This window comes from Scardovia wiggsiae, assembly GCF_051045985.1.
GTDB lineage: Bacteria > Actinomycetota > Actinomycetes > Actinomycetales > Bifidobacteriaceae > Scardovia > Scardovia wiggsiae.
In genome coordinates this window covers 803,686-821,604 of sequence record NZ_CP157350.1, presented here as the reverse complement: position 1 = coordinate 821,604, position 17,919 = coordinate 803,686, and the positions used below count along the sequence as shown (strand labels likewise).

Below are 17,919 nucleotides of genomic sequence, written 5' to 3'. Positions count from 1 at the left end.
CCTGTCCTCCGATAAATTATTCTCCAAAAAGTATTTCATCCCATTGAGGGACAGATGAGCGGCGCCGTGCTTTTTTCTTTGTTTTCTGTCCCTGGCTGCTGTCAGCCTGATCCTGCGGGCTGCCGGAGGATCCGGCCTCAGGCCCGGAGTGTTTCCCCGTATGCTTCTTCTGCAGTCCGGGCATATCCCTATCAGCATTATCAGCAGTGTCTGCGTTGTCTGCAGTGCTGCCGGTGTTTTTCCTGTCCTTTTCTGCAGCCCGGGATGTGCGCCCGAATGAGAACAGGGTACCCATACGGTGCTGCCTCTGTGCCTCAGCTTTCGTGCCGCTGCCGGTATTGTTATCTGTGCTGTCCGGAATCTGTCCGCCCGTATTGGAGGAGGAAGGGACGGCGTCCGTCCGGGAAACTGCGGACCGGCTCTCCTCTGGACGGGGGCCGGCAGTACCGGTATCCGCGTCGGATGGGGTTGCTGCAGACCCCTGGCCGGCATCTGCCCGGGGTTTTTCCCCATCGCCGCTCATCCATTGCGGGGCGAGCGGGCCCCGCGTATTGATATCAGGGCTGCCGAGCCCGTCGTCGCCGGTGTTGCCGAACAGCTCATGATCCACAGGGCTTGTATTGGCTCCAAACACCCCAAAAAGCTTCTGCGCAGTTTTGTTCAGGCATACAATAGTGCTTGTGCGGGTATTATACGACCACTCAGCTGTTGCTGTGCGCCCTGCGGCAGCGAACTGTGCCCTGATGCGCCACGGATCGCGGCCAACCCTGGTGGCCCGCCAGGAGATAGTGTTGTAATCTGCACCGTAATTATGCATGGATTGCATAAGCAGCTGCTCAACAGTAGTATGGGGGGCAAGCTTATCGTCATTCTTGACTGCAGAGTTAAGGAACTGCGCTATGGTGAAGCTTTTCTCCTGCTCGACCTGCTGTGCAAAACGCCGTATCAGGGCGATCTCAACATCATATTCCTGATGTATCTCTTCCGGGGACTTGCCTTCCCGCGTAAGGACCTGTATCTGCCGGATAGGGAGCGTCTTGAGCTGGTGCGGCTGCGCTGGCCCTGAATTGTCTGATACTATTTGCCGCGCCGCCAAAATACCTTTCTCAAGATCATCGCTTATGCTTACAGTGAACCTGTTATGTGTGCGGGTCTCCTCAAAGATCAAGGCGCCGTTATCGTCAACGGCAATAAAAACCGCCTGGTTTACCTGCGGGTCAGCCATAAAAGTACCTCACTTATTAGGTGTTGTATCCCATCTTATCGGAAGATTTTTACATTTTGCACAGAAACACGTCGTGTCGGTGTTGCCAAATCCAGAATTTCGTGTATTCTATGGCGCGTATCCATTTTTTGACGAAAGGCTATGTATGGCACAAGACTACGATACACCTCGGTCCAAAGACGAGGATGAAGAATCGCTGGAAGCGCTGTCCAACAGTACCCGTCAGGATCAGGCCTCTGATTTGGATGACGACGAGAATGCCATTGCGGAAGATTATGAGCTTCCAGGTGCGGATCTCAGCAATGAGGACTCTTCTGTTACCGTTATCCCTCAGCAGGGCGATGAATTTGTGTGCTCTGAGTGTTTCCTTGTATATAACCGCCGGCTCCTTGACCATTATGAAAACGGCAAACCCGTATGCAAGGACTGTGCTGCATAATGGCAGATGACAGAACGTATAACGGGCCTGAAAATGTTGAAGTGCTGATCACGTACAGTGACCCGGATATTGAAGCGGCAGGCCTGGGGTATGCGCATCAAGGTGATGCAGGATGTGACCTGCGCTGTGTGCAGGGGTTCGAACTGAAACCGTTTGAACGCGCCCTGGTGCCTACAGGGATATCTGTTGCGCTGCCTGAAGGCTATGTCGGGCTGGTCCATCCCCGTTCAGGCCTGGCCGTAAAACGTGGAATAACTGTCCTTAATGCGCCGGGGACTATTGACGCAGGATACCGCGGTGAGATCAAAGTCCCGCTTATCAATCTTGATCCGGATGAGACTGTGCATTTTGATGCCGGTGACAGGATCGCCCAGCTCGTTATCCAGAGATATGCAGAGGCACGTTTCATAAAAGCAGAGGTACTGCCCGGGTCTGACCGTGCTCAGAATGGGTTTGGCTCTACGGGTGTCTCAGATTAGGATTTTCGGGGCTGTTGTATAGGATAGCTGTATATCCGAGGAGGCGCTATGAGTGATCCGCATCAGCAGCTGAGCGATGAAGATGCCCTTGCGCGCCAGCTTGGTACCGAGATCAGCACAGATCCCGCCAACCCTCTTCTGCCGATCTGGCAGTCAGTCCGTTACCATTATCCTGACAGTGACCTGTCTATACTCCGGAAAGCATATAAGCGCGCTGTTATCCAGCATTCGCATCAGCAGAGGCGCTCCGGCGAGCCCTATATCATCCATCCCATAGCAGTTGCGCAGATACTTGCAGACTTGGGCATGAGCCCTAAAGTCGTAGCAGCGGGGCTTCTCCATGACACTGTTGAAGATACCGAGTACACCCTCGATGAATGCCGTGCTGAATTTGGCGATACTGTTGCGGGCCTTGTTGATGGGGTAACGAAACTGACGAAAATGGATGTCGGTGACAGTGCGCAGGCTGAGACTATCCGTAAAATGGTCGTGGCAATGAGCCGGGATGTCCGTGTACTGGTCGTCAAACTTGCAGACAGGGTGCATAATGCCCGTACCTGGCGCTATGTCAAAGAATCCAGTGCGCAGAAAAAGGCGCAGGAGACGCTTGACGTGTATGCGCCTCTGGCAAACCGGCTGGGGATGAATGCCATCAAAACTGAGCTCGAAGAGCTGTCATTCAAGTCGCTCCATCCAAAGATATATCACGAGATCGTCCTGCTGGTCCAGAAGCGCGCCGGTCACAGGGACGAGTTCCTGGCCCGGATCCTTGACGACATCAACCATGACCTTGATGCGCAGAATATTAAAGCTTATGTAACGGGCAGGCCAAAAGACTATTTCAGCATTTATCAGAAGATGATCGTCAGAGGCCATGATTTTGAGAATATTTATGACCTTGTAGGCGTCAGGGTCATTGTTGATTCCATACGGGACTGTTACGCTGCGCTCGGCGCTGTGCACGCACGGTGGAAGCCCCTTCCGGGCAGATTCAAAGATTATGTTGCCATGCCTAAACTGAATATGTACCAGTCTTTGCATACAACAGTTGTCGGGCCGGGCGGGAAACCTGTAGAAATACAGATCCGTACGTGGGATATGCACCGCAGGGCAGAATTCGGGATCGCAGCACATTGGAAGTATAAGGCTAACGGGCAGTCCGGGCGGGCATTGTCCAAGCCTGACCAGTCAGATAAGGAACGTGAAAAGGATATCGGCCTGCGGCCGCAGGCCGAAGAGCCTCAGGAGCTTACGGAGGCTGATAACCTCAGGTGGATCCAGCAGCTGGCTGACTGGACAAGTGAGACCCCGGATTCAGATGAGTTCCTCGGATCGCTTAAAAAGGATCTGGGAGCTGCCGAAGTTTATGTGTTTACCCCTAAAGGGAGGATAGTTTCAGTCCCTCAGGGAGGCACACCGGTCGATTTTGCGTATTCAGTCCATACCGAAGTCGGGCATCGGACGATGGGCGCGCGCGTCAATGGGCGGCTTGTCCCGCTGGATACCCTTCTGGAAACTGGGGACACTGTAGAGATCCTTACCTCCAAATCTGATACACAGGGGCCTTCCCGCGACTGGCTGAATTTTGTTAAAAGCCCGCGTGCGCGCAATAAGATCCGCCAGTGGTTCTCGAAAGAACGCCGTTCTGAAATGATTGACGAAGGGCGCAACGAGCTTATGCGTTATATGCGTAAGAGGAACCTTCCTACACAAACCCTTATGGGCATGGAAGCATTGCTTGGCGTGGCGCAGGACCTGAATCTGTCCAATGTCGATACGCTTTTTGCTGCGCTCGGCGACGGGCAGGTTTCAGCCCAGAATGTCGTATCCCATCTTGTTAAAGATGCTGGGGAAGGTGAAGTCGAAGAGGATATCGGGCAGTCCCTCCTGCCGTCCAGGCAGACAAGATCAAAACACAGCAGCACTGCGGATATCGCCGTCAAAGGGGTAAGCGATGTATGGGTCAAGCTTGCCAAATGCTGCACCCCTGTGCCGGGTGATGCCATAACCGGCTTTATTACACGCGGATCAGGTGTTTCGGTGCATCGGGAAGATTGCGTCAACGCCCAGCATCTCAGGAAAACCCATCCTGAACGTATGGTAGCTGTGTCGTGGACAGGGAATTCAGGGACATTCCTTGTCAAAATCCAGGTGGAGGCCCTTGACCGCGGGCATCTGCTTACCGATATTACAAAAGTGCTGGCAGATATGGGGGCTAATATCATTTCCGGAAAAGTTTCCGCCGGTGATGACCGTGTTGCCCTGTGCCAGTTCACTTTTGAAATTGCGGCACCAAGCTACCTGTCAAGGATACTGTCTGAACTCCGCAAAGTTGACGGGGTCTTTGACGTATACCGTATAACAGATAACAAGCTTTCTGCAAACCCGCGGTTCCGCCAGCTTTAGCTAGCTGATAGCCTTGAGCCATGCCTCCTTGGCTGCCTTCTCCGACTCAAGGTCTTTTTTCTTAGCCGGATCAGCCTCAGCAGCTATCTTCCTGTCAAGTTCTGCCAGCTGGGTGTTCAGCTGCACTTCAAAATCGGATTTTCGTGCATCGGTCTCGGGGTCTGACTGGGCCCACTGTGCATCTTCAGCTGCTTTGATCTGTTTTTCAACATCATCAAGGGCACTTTCGATGCGATGGACATCTGTACGCGGCACATGCCCAATACTGTCCCAGTCATCCTGGATACGGGCAAGCGCCTGACGTGCCTGCTTTGCCTGTTCTGCCGTGTTCACCGGTACAAGTGCCTGGGCTTTGACGAGCAGTTCTTCCTTTTTCTTAAGGTTTTCCGCTTCGTCTTCGTTCGTTTTATTGCGGTCAGCCTGGCGTGCGTCGAAGAAGGTATCGGCGGCTTCGCGGAAACGCTTCCATAAAGCGTCATCTTCAGACCTGCGGCCAACCCTGCCGGCAGCTTTCCACTGGTCCATAAGGTTATTGAACTGGCGTGAAGTGCCTGCCCAGTCAGTAGAATTTTTCAGCTCTTCAGCCCTGGCAATGATCTTTTCCTTCTGTTCTTTTGCAGCAGCCCTTACAGTATCTCGCTGCTGCATCCATGACCTCCGTGCAGAGTTGAACGAACTGCGGGCTGCCGAAAAACGCTTCCATAGTGCATCCGCCTGCGAGCGCTCAATATGGATCGAATTCTTCTGATGCTCCTGCCACCGGCTGAACAGCTCCTGGAGCTTGTCTCCCGTCTGTTTCCAGTTGACTGAATCATTCAGGCCTTTAACGAGCTCTTCAGCTTCCGCCACGATATGTTCGCGTTCTTCAGCAGCTTGTGCCACTGCTGCCTTACGCTCCTGGGCAAGTTTTTCCTTGACTGCGACTGATCTGGCCTTCAGCGACTCGAGCTGGTCCCTCAGCGCCGGGATATCCCCCACAACGTCAGGGGATTCAGTATCTTTATCCAGCTGGGACAGGGTATTATCGATCTCGCGGGAGCGGATGCTGCCGGCATCAAGGCGCTGGCCGAAGCGGTCGATTTTAGCCTTGAGGTCAAGATACCTTCGGGCGAAAAAGTGCAGTGCACCCTCAGCGGATTCTTTTGGCAGCTGGCCGACTTCACGCTCGTCATCGCCGTCTTTGACATACACAGTCCCGTCTTCCGCAACACGGCCGAAAGAAGACGCATTCTCCAGATCCGCAGCATTGTACGTATTGACAGTACTTGATTTCTGCGTCCTGCCGGCGAAAGCTTTCGGGGAAGGGATAAACGGTTTAGGTGCCTGTGAAGCTTCAGCTTTTTCAGACGCAACATCGGATGAGGTAGTAGTAACAGACTCATCAGTCATGGCCAACTCCTTGGTGGTAATAGGAAAGTGGAAACCGTGTGCACAGCGATTTCCTCAACATCACCTATTATAAGGGGTTATGGCTAAAAAAGGCGCATCAATTTCGGGATTCCCTGAGTGGCTCCCGCAGGAACGTGTTGTAGAACAGCGTGTTATCGATACTCTTCGCAGGGTTTTCGAGCTTCATGGATTTCTGGGGATCGAAACACGCGCAGTGGAGACGGGCGCCAGCCTGCTGAAAAAGGGGGAGACGAGCAAGGAGATATATCTGCTGTCCCGCCTCCAGGAATTTGGGCAGGATGATGCCCCGGTAGAAAGCCATCTTGGCCTCCATTTTGACCTTACTGTGCCGCTGTCCAGATATGTGGTTGAAAATTCGGGCGGCCTTGTTTTCCCCTTCAAGCGCTGGCAGATACAGAAAGTATGGCGGGGGGAGCGTCCGCAGGAGGGCAGGTACAGGGAATTTACCCAGGCAGATATTGATATAGTGGGTGACGGCACGCTGCCTGAGCATTATGAAGTCGATGCACCGCTGGTCATGGTTGAGGCGCTTGAGGAACTCCGCAGCCTCGGTCTGCCTGCTGCAGTCATCCATGCAAACAGCCGCAAGCTTTCTGAGGGTTTTTACCGGGGTATTGGCATAACAGATGTTGACCCTGTGCTCCGTGAGATCGATAAACTGGATAAAATAACAGCTGATCAGGTTTCACGCCTTCTTCAGCAGGATGCAGGGTGTACTGCCAGCCAGGTTGAAGCATGCCTTCGTCTGGCACAGGTGACTGCTTCAACTGCTGACGGGCTGCGCGGATCGTGTGCGTCGTTATGTGAGGAATATGGGATCGAGCACGGATCAGATCCCTATGCCCTGATGCAGCAGGGCGTTGATACGCTCGCAATGATTATTGACAGGGCGTCAAAGATCCGTCCCGGCGCCGTGGTCGCTGACCTGCGGATTGCACGCGGGCTTGATTACTACACTGGTTCCGTGTATGAAACATTCCTTGACGGTGCTGAGCACCTTGGATCAATATGCTCCGGCGGACGCTATGATAACCTGGCCAGCCAGGGGAACCGCACATATCCGGGAGTCGGCCTGTCTATCGGAGTGTCACGGCTTGTTTCCTATCTTCTCCATACAGTCAGCGCATCGCCGTCACGGATTTCCCCGGCCTGTGTCCTGGTGGCCGTATGGGATGAGGACAGCCGTATGGTATCTGACAGGATCGCCGCAGCGCTCCGCAGCCGGGGTATCTCCTGCGATGTGTCGCCGAACTCTGCAAAAATCGGCAAGCAGATCAAATACGCCGACCGCCTGGGGATACCTTACGTGTGGTTCCCTGCTGAGCCCGGGGGTGCAGGTCCCGTACCCGGCCATGACCAGATAAAGAACATCATCACAGGGGAGCAGGAAGATGCCGATGTCTCTTCATGGGCCCCTGCACCGGATTATGCCCGTCAGGATATAACCGCCGGAAACTAGCAGGGCCTGGCAGGGCAGGATAGCGGAGCAGCGTCCCCTGTGCCTGTACTCAGGATGGGTATCTGTTATTCCTTCTATGCTCTCCCGTCCCGGCAGCTCCTTAAAGGGGAAGGGAAGGCTCCTGCGGGAACCCCTATAGGGGGCATGATGTACTCTTAGTGAGTTGAAAACTGAAGTTTGCTGTGAAAATTTGAGGTAAAAGGAAATGAGTCAGACAGCTTATCGTACACATCATTGCGCAGACATCGCGGAATCGCTTATCGGCCGGACAGTTACTGTCAGCGGGTGGGTAGACCGCCGCCGTGATCACGGCGGAGTGGCGTTCCTTGATGTACGGGATGCGTCCGGGCTGGTGCAGGTAGTCATCTATGATGAAGAGGTTGCACGCCCACTGCGGTCGGAATTCGTTGTAAAGGTAACCGGGGATGTGCGCGAACGCCCCGAAGGCAATGAGAATGACCATATAGCTACAGGAAAGGTCGAGATCGTAGCCCAGGAAGTCGTTATACTGTCGAAATCTGCAGCCCTGCCGTTCCAGGTATCAACAGCGCTGGCAAATGAAGCTGAAGAGCAGCTTCCAGGAGATGATACCCGCCTGCGGTACAGGTATCTTGACCTGCGCCGCCCCCAGATGCAGCGCAATATCAGGCTCCGGTCCGATATGGCGAAAGCTGCCAGAAATGAGCTTGATAAACTCGGATTTACTGAGATCGAAACCCCTACGCTTATTAAATCAACCCCTGAAGGGGCACGTGACTTTGTCGTCCCGGCACGGCTTTCACCCGGTTCATGGTATGCGCTGCCCCAGTCGCCCCAGCTGCTGAAGCAGCTTCTGATGGTTTCCGGTGTGGAACGGTATTATCAGCTGGCACGGTGTTACCGAGACGAGGATTTCCGGGCCGACCGCCAGCCCGAGTTCACCCAGCTTGATATGGAGATGAGCTTCGTCAGCCAGGAAGACGTTATCGCGCTGGCAGAGCAGGTGATTGCAGCTGTATGGAGAAGCGCAGGATATGAGGTTACTCTGCCTTTCCGGCGTATCTCATGGGCAGATGCCATGGATAAATACGGTTCCGACAAGCCCGACCTGCGTTTCGGCAATCAGATCACAGACCTCACACGCTATTTTGAGAATACGCCGTTCCGCGTGTTCCAGGCTGACTATGTGGGTGCTGTAGTCTATAAAGGTGCGGCGGACCTGCCGCGCAGGCAGTTTGATGCATGGCAGGAATGGGCGCGCCAGCGCGGTGCCAAGGGCCTTGCATACGTGCAGTTCTCTGAAGATGGGGAACTCAAGGGGCCTGTTGCCAAGAACCTTTCCGATGAAGAGCGCAGCGGCCTTATGGAAGCTGTCCATGCGGAAGCCGGGGACGCTGTCTTTTTTGCCGCAGGTGCCAGAGAGCCTTCCCAGCTGCTGCTCGGCGCAGCCCGCGTTGAGATCGCAAAACGCCAGGGCCTGCTTAAAAAAGATGAATTTGCCTTCGCATGGGTTGTTGATTTCCCGCTGTTCAAGCGTACAGATGACCCTGATGACGATGATGTGGCTGTAGGCCATTCTGTATGGACCTCTATGCACCATCCTTTCACTATGCCAAGTGCAGACTGGATCGATACATTCGATAAGGATCCCGGGCATGCTATGAGCGATTCCTATGATATCGTGTGCAACGGCAATGAGATCGGCGGCGGATCGGTACGAATCCACCGGGATGATATCCAGGACCGTGTACTTGAAGTCCTGGGAATCGGTGAGGAAGAGGCGCAGGACAAGTTCGGTTTCCTGCTTGAAGCGTTCAAATTTGGTGCACCTCCGCATGCCGGCATTGCTTTTGGATGGGACCGCTGCGCTGCAATACTTGCGGGCGAGGATTCTATCCGCGATGTGATCGCATTCCCCAAATCCGGAGGCGGTACAGACCCTCTTACAGGTGCCCCTGCTCCAATTTCAGACGAGCAGCGCGCTGAAACCGGCGTGGACTATGATCCTGAAGAAGATGAATAGGCTGGCTGTTGCACAATAAATCGGATCTAATATGCGGGGGCGGCATTTCCAGCCGCCCCCGCATATTATTAGACTTATCTCAGGATCCAGGATAACCGGTTATTCCCCCGTGTTGGGACTGTATGAATTGAGCCTGGTATTCAATGCCAGGATTTCCTTTTTCCCGATAAGATATGCGATGCCCCACAGAACTATATAGACTGCAAACCATATTGCTGTATATATAGCCAGCCATGCAGCGTTGAGCGGGAACCAGCCCGCTGCGATGGCAAGCGGTGTGAACAGGGCATAGCACATAAGGCAATGTATGGCAGTTCTCTTGAGTACTGACCAGTCACTCTTGAATCGGATATAAGTTACCCATGTGAACATTATGCCCATAAGTACCCATAACAGGAAGCTCACTGCGACTGCTGAAAGCTGGTTAGGGAACCGCCGCATGAATTGGGGGGAAGACGGGTAGTAGGCTGAGGTCCCGAACCCCATGCTGAAGGCGAGTGAAAATACGCCTCCTATAAGCATGCCCATACCGGCGCCCATGACGGTATCGCGCAGGAAAGCCCCGATAGTCAGGGGACGATCTGTTTCGCCGATTTTCTTAATAGGCTTTTGTGGACTTTCGGATACAGGTGCAGATGCCAATTTATGTGCCATAATAATATTCTCCTTAATATGTGATATCAGCAGTTATAACCCAAGCCTTCGCTTGAATTCGCTTATAAAACGGCGTGATACCTGGATTTTCTGTTTGTTTTTCATAAAAACGGTGATAGTCCCGCTGAAACTCAGGTCCAGGAACTGGATATAGTCCATGTTCAGTGAGGCATTCCGCGAGGTTTCAATAAACTTTTCGGGAAGCAGCTCCCGTATCTGGTAAAGCCTGCCTTTGTATTCATACTGCGCATCTTTTGTTGCCACACAGGTGCGGTCATGGAAAGTATACACAGCATAAATATCATCAGTATTTACCGGTACGAGGGAAGTCCCCATAGTGCACCACACTATGTCAGGACTGCCGGTATCCCCGGTAGGAATCTCCGGATGGTGGTGGTCATGTAATGGCCTTTCGGCAGTGAGCAGGTCAGCGGCAGACTGTATGCTGTCAGTGATTTCAGTGATATAGAAATCTGTGTGCTGTTCATCCGCCATCTGTGGGTCAATATGGAAATTGACTTTCATAAGGCCGACCTCCTTTCCAATGATGTTTGCCTTCCGCTGAATATCCCCGGCGGTAATACCACTATAAAGCACCAGTCCGGCCTGTGGTACGTGATTTGGGTGAACGGCAGGTAAAGCACGGTGAGCGGTTTGTTATGCCGCACTATATGATGGAATAGCCCGGTACAGACTGTTTACGAAACTGATCCCTGACTTATAGGAGCGGATGGTAATGGCACATACTGATATTCCAGGAAGCACGGATCTGTCCGGGCCGTCCGGACCGAAGCATGCGCCTGCTGCACTGGGGTCTTTGATCCCGGAAGGCTCCTTCAGCCCGGGTGCTGCAGAACTGGATGATGATGAGATCCTTGCCCGCTTCGAAAGATGGGTCAGCTCAGTCAGGCATCTCACGCTGTGGCCTCATCAGGAGGAAGCGGTACTCGCGCTGTTATCCGGCAATCATGCCATTGTCAGCACGCCCACGGGGTCAGGGAAATCCCTAATAGCTGTCGCAATGCACTTTATGGCGCTGTGCCGCGGCGGGCGGTCATACTATACCGCCCCTATCAAGGCGCTTGTCAGCGAAAAATTTTTTGAATTAGTTTCTATTTTCGGTGCCGGATATGTCGGTATGATCACAGGCGATACACGTATCAACCCGCAGGCGCCCGTAATCTGCTGCACTGCTGAGATACTTGCGAACCAGGCGCTCAGGGAAGGCAAAAAAGCTGATATCAGTTATGTTGCCATGGACGAATTCCATTTTTACGGGGATCCTGACCGTGGCTGGGCCTGGCAGATACCGCTGCTCGTGCTGCATAATGCCCAGTTCCTGCTCATGAGTGCAACACTGGGAGACACCAGTGATATTGCTGCGCTGATAGAAGACAATACAGGCCGTACGGTGGATACTATTGCTGATGCGCAGCGCCCTGTGCCTCTGGAATATACGTATGCCGCTGAGCCCCTGCAGTCTGTAGTGAACAGGCTTATCAGCAGGGGGCAGGTCCCTGTTTATATAGTCCATTTTTCGCAGGATGCCGCTGTGAATACTGCTGAAGACCTGTCAGGCCTGGGGGTCTCGAGCAAAGGGCAGCGTGATCAGATCCGTAGGGCATTGGCACATACAAAATTCACCACAGCTTTTGGGAAGTCCTTAAAACGCCTGCTGCTCAATGGTGTCGGTGTCCATCATGCGGGTATGCTTCCGCGGTACAGGAGGATGGTGGAACAGCTGGCCCAGGACGGGCTTCTGCCCGTGATCTGCGGGACGGATACATTGGGAGTAGGGATCAATGTCCCGATACATACGGTTGTGCTGACGGCATTGGCTAAATTCGACGGAAGGAGGCAGCGGCGCCTTAAGGCGCGCGAGTTCCATCAGATAGCAGGCCGGGCAGGCCGTTCAGGGTTTGATACAGAAGGGCTGGTGATAGCCCTCGCGCCTGAATATGAGATAGAAAATGCGAAGGCTCTGGCCAAAGCGGGGGATGATCCCAAAAAGCTTAAAAAAATCAAACGTAAAAAAGCCCCTGAAGGTTTTGTGAACTGGAGCGAGGCAACATTGACGAAACTTATTGGCATGCAGCCGGAAACGCTTGTGCCGCATATGAAGGTTTCCCATTCACTCGTCCTTGATGAGATCGCCCAGGGAGGCAATGCATGGAAGCGTATCAGGGAGCTTATAAGCAGCAGTGCCCAGCCTGAGGGGGATAAAAAGGAGCTCCTGGAAACTGCAGCATCTGTTATGCAGACACTTATCAGTTCCGGGATCGCTGAGAAATGGGAACTGGAAGACGGCACCACAGATTACACGCTTGCAGTGGATATGCCTGATGACCTTGCGATGGACCAGCCGTTAGCGCCATTCCTTATAGCTGCACTTGAGCTTCTTGACCCTGATGACCCTGCATATGCGCTGAATATCATTTCTGCTGCTGAAGCTACCCTGGAGGATCCCCGTCCAATACTGCGTGTGCAGGAGCGGCGGGAACGCGATGAAGCCATGGTCCGTATGAAGGATGAAGGGATAGATTATGATGAGCGTATGGACAGGCTGCAGGAGGTTACGTATCCGCAGCCGCTCAAGGATCTGCTCATACCCGCTTTTAACCAGTATCTCCGCGATATGCCGTGGGCGGCGGATTATGATGTAAAACCAAAATCAGTCCTGCGCGACATGATTGAACAGTCAGCTGATTTCTCCCAGTATATTTCAAGTTATGGGGTGTCCCGCAGCGAAGGCACGCTTCTGCGGTATCTCAGCGATGCATACCGCGTACTTTCGCGTACTGTTCCCCCGGATAAGGCGGATGAGCGCCTGCGCGATATCATCCAGTGGCTGGGGTACGTTGTGCGGACTGTGGATTCCTCGCTTGTTGACGAATGGGAAAATTCTTACGGCGAAGCATCCAGGGAGCGTAACGGCCGCGCCGGATCCCAGGAAGCTTTTTCCGCGCCGCCACCTTCAGGTATGGAAGCGGTAGCCGCCGACCGCCGCGCGCTCCGCGTCCTCGTCCGTAACGCGATGTTCCGCCGGGTGCAGCTTATGGCGCTTGAGGACAGCCAGACCTTAGGGGAAATGGATGGCAGTTACGGATATGGGGTCCATGAATGGGATGCTGCCCTCGATGGTTTCTTTGATGCCCATGATGATATCCTTACAGATACCGATGCCCGTTCTGCAGAGTTCTTCATCCTTGACGATTCACAGGAAGCGGCAAGCCATACATGGCATGTCCGCCAGGTGGTATGCGACAGCGACGGCGACAATGACTGGGCCATTGACGGTATTGTCGATATAGTAAAGACACAGGACGAGGGCGATGCGGTATTCAGACGGTACAGGGTGGGCGCTGCTGAGCAGCTGCGCGATGTCGAACCGTAACGCTTAAATAATAGGGATATCCACAAGCTCAACGCATAAGATCTTGCATGCTGTGGCCTTGCTCCCCAGTATGCGGGGAGGCTGTTATGGAACGGTTGCTGGTCCTCGAAGACGGGACGATATACAGGGGCTTCGCCTTCGGATCCGATATTTTCCGTATTGGTGAACTGGTTTTTAATACATCAATGACAGGGTACCAGGAAATCATCACAGATAATTCCTATTGCGGGCAGATCGTTACAATGACCTACCCGCTTATTGGTAATTACGGCATAAACGGTGACGATAACGAAAGCCTGGAACCTGCCCTGTTCGGCCTGGCTGTACGCGATTACTGCCCTGAGCCGAATAACTGGCGGAGCCGGGAGACGCTGGACCAGTATCTGAAGCAGAAGGGCATACCGGGGATATATGGCATTGATACTCGTGCCCTGACCTTGAAGATACGTGAGGCCGGGACGATGAAGGCAGCAATGGCTGCTGCCGATGCTGATACTGATACGCTTGTTTCACAGCTGAGGTCGGCAGATTATCTGCATGACCAGGTGAAGCGTGTATCAACAGCCCGCCCGTTCCCTGTCCCTAACCGCGGGCATAAAGTTGTGCTGATGGATTTCGGCGAGAAACTCGGTATAATCCGCGAACTGTCAAAACGGAACTGCGATCTGATCGTTGTACCGTGGAATACGGATGCGGAACAGATCATGGAGTACCGCCCTGATGGCGTAATGCTGTCCAACGGCCCGGGGGATCCTGCTGATATCCCCGAAGCAATCGACACAGTACGCCGTCTTTTAGGGCAGGTAAGCATATTTGGCATATGCCTGGGGCATCAGCTTATTTCCCTGGCATGCGGGGCACGGACTTTCAAACTGAAGTTCGGCCATCGCGGATCCAACCATCCTGTGAAGAACCTGTCTACAGGGCGTGTAGAAATAACAGCGCAGAACCACGGATATTCTGTAGACATCGGAAGCCTTGCCGGAACGGGGCTTGAGGTCACTCATGAGTCGCTTAATGATAAAACGTGTGAAGGGGTACGGCATCAGGAATTCCCTGTATTCTCAGTGCAGTACCATCCTGAGGCAAGCAGCGGACCGCATGACAGCAATTACTTATTCGATGAGTTTATTGCCCTGATGGACAGGGAATATGCCGGCAATGCGGGATCTGTCCGTCCCGGCCGGCGTGACAACATGGAGGTTCGGAATGCCTAAACGTACAGATATCCATAAAATACTTGTTGTCGGTTCCGGACCTATAGTTATCGGGCAGGCAGCTGAATTTGACTATTCAGGGTCCCAGGCATGCCAGTCACTGCGGGAAGAGGGGTATGAGGTAGTCCTTGTCAATTCAAACCCCGCAACGATTATGACAGATACATCTATCGCAGACAGGGTATATATTGAACCGCTGACTACGGAATTCCTCAAGCGCGTAATATATAAGGAGAGGCCTGATGCCATCCTGGGAACGCTGGGCGGGCAGACCGGCCTGAACCTGGTCGTTGCCCTCCATAATGACGGGGTGCTCGATGAATTTGGCGTAGAAATACTGGGAACAGACCTTGAGGCTATCAATAAGGCTGAAGACCGGGAGCTCTTCCGCTCACTGATGAACGAACTGGGGGAGCCTGTCCCGGAAAGCGATATAGTCCATACTGTAGAAGATGCAGAGAAATATGCCAGTGAACTCGGGTATCCCGTGGTTGTGCGGCCGGCATATACGCTGGGCGGCACTGGCGGCGGTTTTGCGCATAACAGGCAGGAGCTTCGCCGTATAGCTGATGCCGGGCTGAAAATGAGCCCGGTGCACCAGTGCCTCATTGAGCGCAGTATCGCGGGTTTCAAAGAGATCGAATATGAAGTTATGCGTGATGCCCATGATAATGCCATCGTGGTATGCACCATGGAAAACATTGATCCGGTCGGGATCCATACAGGCGACAGTATTGTAACGGCACCTGTGCAGACGCTTACCGACCGGGAGAACCAGATGCTGCGTGACGCTTCATTAAGGATCATCAGGGCTTTGAAGATATGCGGCGGGTGCAATGTCCAGCTGGCGCTGGATCCGGACAGTTTCTCATATTATGTGATCGAAGTCAACCCGCGTGTATCGCGGTCGTCAGCGCTGGCAAGCAAGGCAACAGGATATCCGATCGCCAAGGTCAGTGCGAAGCTTGCTGTCGGGCTGCATCTGGATGAGATCATCAACCCTGTGACAGGGACATCGTATGCCTGTTTTGAGCCGGCTCTGGATTATATCGTGACGAAATTCCCGCGTTTTCCCTTTGACAAATTCCCCGGTGCGGACCGCCAGCTTGGTACGCAGATGAAGGCTACGGGCGAAGTTATGGCTATCGGCCGCACCTTTGAAGAGAGCTTCCTCAAGGCAGTACGCTCGCTTGAAATGAAGCTTGACCATGCGCAATGGCCCGATTATTCAGGGCTTGACAGGCAGGAGCTGATGCACCGTATCCGCAGCCGCGATGACAGCCGTATTTTTGCTGTAATGCAGTGGCTTCGCAACGGGTACAGCGCGCAGGAGGTTCATGATATTACAAAAATAGATGATTTCTTCCTGTCCCACCTTCAGAAAATCATACGCCTGGAAAATATGCTTCGTGAGAACAAAGGCGACAGGGATGTTTTGCGGGATGCAAAGCGGAGCGGTTTTTCCGATCCGTATATCGCACGTGCGTGGGGTATGGATGAGGCCAGCATTTACAGTATGCGCCGGGAGTATGGGATTACCCCTGTCTATAAGATGGTGGATACCTGCGCTGGTGAATTTGCCAGCACAACGCCGTATTTTTATTCCACGTATGAAAACGGTTCGCAGAACGAATCCCTGCGCTCGGACCGCAAAAAAGTGGTAGTCCTGGGTTCGGGGCCTATCCGTATCGGGCAGGGTGTGGAATTCGACTATGCAACGGTGCATTGTGTGGAAACATTGCGCGATGAGGGCTATGAAGCTATCGTTATCAACAATAACCCGGAAACCGTATCAACAGATTTTTCCATCAGCGACAAACTGTATTTTGAGCCCCTTACCGTTGAAGATGTCATGCATGTCATTGACCTTGAGCAGCCGCTTGGCGTCGTTGTCCAGTTTGGCGGGCAGACAGCCATCAATATTGCGGCATCCCTTGAAGAGCGGGGAGCGCGCATTCTGGGGACATCACTGGAGGATATTGACAGGGCTGAAGACCGCCATAAATTTGAGGCTGCTTTGAAGGGGCTGGGGATACCTCAGCCCGAAGGCGACACTGCAGTAACTGTTGATGAAGCACTTGCCATTGCAAACCGTATCGGTTATCCCGTGCTTGTACGGCCCAGCTATGTCCTGGGCGGGCGTGCCATGGAGATCGTCCATAATGATGGTGAGCTCAGGGTCTATATGGCTACTGCGGTGAAGGAGATCAGCCACGATGCGCCGATCCTTGTCGACCGCTACATCATGGGCAGGGAGCTGGAAACGGATGCTGTTGCTGACGGCGAAAATGTTTATATCCCGGGTGTTATGGAGCATATTGAACGTGCAGGCATCCATTCCGGGGATTCGATCTCCGTGTATCCTGCGCAGATGGTCCCGCAGGATGTTAAGGATACTATCATTGATTATACTGCACGTATCGGCAGAGGCTTCCATTTTATAGGGCTGTATAATATCCAGTTTATCGTTGATAAGGAGAACCGGGTGTACGTCCTTGAGGTCAATCCCCGCAGCTCGCGTACCGTACCTTTCCTGAGCAAGATCACTGGCGTTGCTATGGGCAATATAGCTGCACGGGCGATCCTCGGGCAGTCTGTCAGGGACCAGGGCCTTACCCCCGGGTACAGGCAGGAGCCCCAAAATGCTGTATTCGTGAAGGCCCCTGTGTTCTCTTTTGCCAAACTGCGCAGTGTGGATACGGTGCTTGGCCCTGAGATGAAATCAACAGGCGAGGCACTGGGAGGCGACGGCACCCTTGACAAGGCGCTGTATAAGGCCCTGGTCGCAAGCGGAGTGCAGATACCGGAGCATGGGAATGTACTGATCACCGTTGCAGATAATGACAAGGCAGAGGCTTTGGACCTGGCCAGGCGTTTTTCAGCGATCGGATATGGCATTTATGCAACGGGCGGTACAGCCGCATATCTGAAAAGGCATGACAGCTCACTGTTTGTCCGTAATGCTGCAAAAGTAAGCGAGGCCGCTGAGGGGCATGATTCAGTAACGGACCTGATCCAGAAAGGCCATGTGAATTTTGTGATCAATACTATCTCCAGTTCAAACAGGGATCTGCAGAACGACGGGTTCCTGATCCGCCGTGTGAGCGCCGAGAATGCCATCCCGTGCATGACAAGCTTTGATACAGCACGGGCGCTGCTGAGCGTTATGGAATCGCGTACATTCAGGCTGGAAAGCATGGGCGGGCAATGCAGCAGATCGGCGGCTGAGTAAAA

12 protein-coding genes are annotated in these 17,919 nt (G+C 53.4%); 8 read left to right on the top strand and 4 right to left on the bottom strand.

All coding sequences use genetic code 11. From position 1 onward, the window contains the following. Positions 1-16 precede the first annotated feature (16 nt). On the bottom strand, positions 17-1,225 hold the full coding sequence (gene sepH, locus ABKA16_RS03470) for a septation protein SepH (RefSeq protein ID WP_380998699.1): 1,209 nt from the start codon (positions 1,223-1,225) through the stop codon (positions 17-19). Positions 1,226-1,370: 145 nt separating this feature from the next. On the opposite strand from sepH, the gene ABKA16_RS03465 reads away from it, so the two are divergent. Genes ABKA16_RS03465 through ABKA16_RS03455 form a run of 3 tightly spaced genes read left to right on the top strand, consistent with a single transcriptional unit; the run spans position 1,371 to position 4,549 of the window. Next, positions 1,371-1,664 (top strand): DUF4193 domain-containing protein, encoded by a 294-nt coding sequence (locus ABKA16_RS03465; protein ID WP_007147200.1) that lies wholly within the window; start codon positions 1,371-1,373, stop codon positions 1,662-1,664. Then, positions 1,664-2,143 (top strand): dUTP diphosphatase, encoded by a 480-nt coding sequence (gene dut, locus ABKA16_RS03460; protein ID WP_007147201.1) that lies wholly within the window; start codon positions 1,664-1,666, stop codon positions 2,141-2,143. The genes ABKA16_RS03465 and dut overlap by 1 nt, the downstream gene beginning before the upstream one ends. 48 nt (positions 2,144-2,191) lie before the next feature. Further along, entirely contained in the window at positions 2,192-4,549 is a 2,358-nt protein-coding gene (locus ABKA16_RS03455) for a RelA/SpoT family protein (RefSeq protein ID WP_380998704.1), read from the top strand. Here ABKA16_RS03455 and ABKA16_RS03450 read toward each other — a convergent pair whose 3' ends face one another. After that, positions 4,550-5,938, bottom strand: a complete 1,389-nt coding sequence (locus ABKA16_RS03450; RefSeq protein WP_380998707.1) for a DUF349 domain-containing protein — start codon at positions 5,936-5,938, stop codon at positions 4,550-4,552. A 79-nt stretch (positions 5,939-6,017) separates the two neighbouring features. Here ABKA16_RS03450 and hisS point away from each other — a divergent pair, with 79 nt between their 5' ends. Together hisS and aspS are read left to right on the top strand one after the other, a co-directional pair. Next, positions 6,018-7,418, top strand: a complete 1,401-nt coding sequence (gene hisS / locus ABKA16_RS03445) for a histidine--tRNA ligase (RefSeq protein WP_380998710.1) — start codon at positions 6,018-6,020, stop codon at positions 7,416-7,418. A gap of 205 nt (positions 7,419-7,623) precedes the next feature. Then, the gene (aspS, locus tag ABKA16_RS03440) at positions 7,624-9,420 is read left to right on the top strand and encodes an aspartate--tRNA ligase (protein ID WP_380998713.1); all 1,797 of its coding nucleotides are present in this window, start codon (positions 7,624-7,626) and stop codon (positions 9,418-9,420) included. 99 nt (positions 9,421-9,519) lie between these two features. Here the strand turns inward: aspS and ABKA16_RS03435 are convergent, their stop codons facing one another. Both ABKA16_RS03435 and ABKA16_RS03430 read right to left on the bottom strand, forming a co-directional pair. Then, positions 9,520-10,074: a DUF3021 domain-containing protein gene (locus tag ABKA16_RS03435; protein WP_380998716.1), complete on the bottom strand. Its 555-nt coding sequence runs from the start codon at positions 10,072-10,074 to the stop codon at positions 9,520-9,522. Positions 10,075-10,107: 33 nt separating this feature from the next. Next, entirely contained in the window at positions 10,108-10,599 is a 492-nt protein-coding gene (locus ABKA16_RS03430) for a LytTR family DNA-binding domain-containing protein (protein ID WP_380998719.1), read from the bottom strand. Positions 10,600-10,810: 211 nt separating this feature from the next. Between ABKA16_RS03430 and ABKA16_RS03425 the strand changes: the two genes are divergently transcribed. The 3 genes from ABKA16_RS03425 (at position 10,811) to carB (ending at position 17,917) form a co-directional block, all read left to right on the top strand. After that, complete coding sequence (locus tag ABKA16_RS03425; protein ID WP_380998725.1) at positions 10,811-13,468, top strand: DEAD/DEAH box helicase; 2,658 nt, start codon at positions 10,811-10,813, stop codon at positions 13,466-13,468. Between the two features lie 86 nt (positions 13,469-13,554). Next, complete coding sequence (carA, locus tag ABKA16_RS03420; RefSeq protein ID WP_380998728.1) at positions 13,555-14,685, top strand: glutamine-hydrolyzing carbamoyl-phosphate synthase small subunit; 1,131 nt, start codon at positions 13,555-13,557, stop codon at positions 14,683-14,685. Beyond that, complete coding sequence (gene carB, locus ABKA16_RS03415) at positions 14,678-17,917, top strand: carbamoyl-phosphate synthase large subunit (protein WP_380998731.1); 3,240 nt, start codon at positions 14,678-14,680, stop codon at positions 17,915-17,917. Before carA ends, carB begins: the two co-directional genes overlap by 8 nt. Positions 17,918-17,919 lie beyond the last annotated feature (2 nt).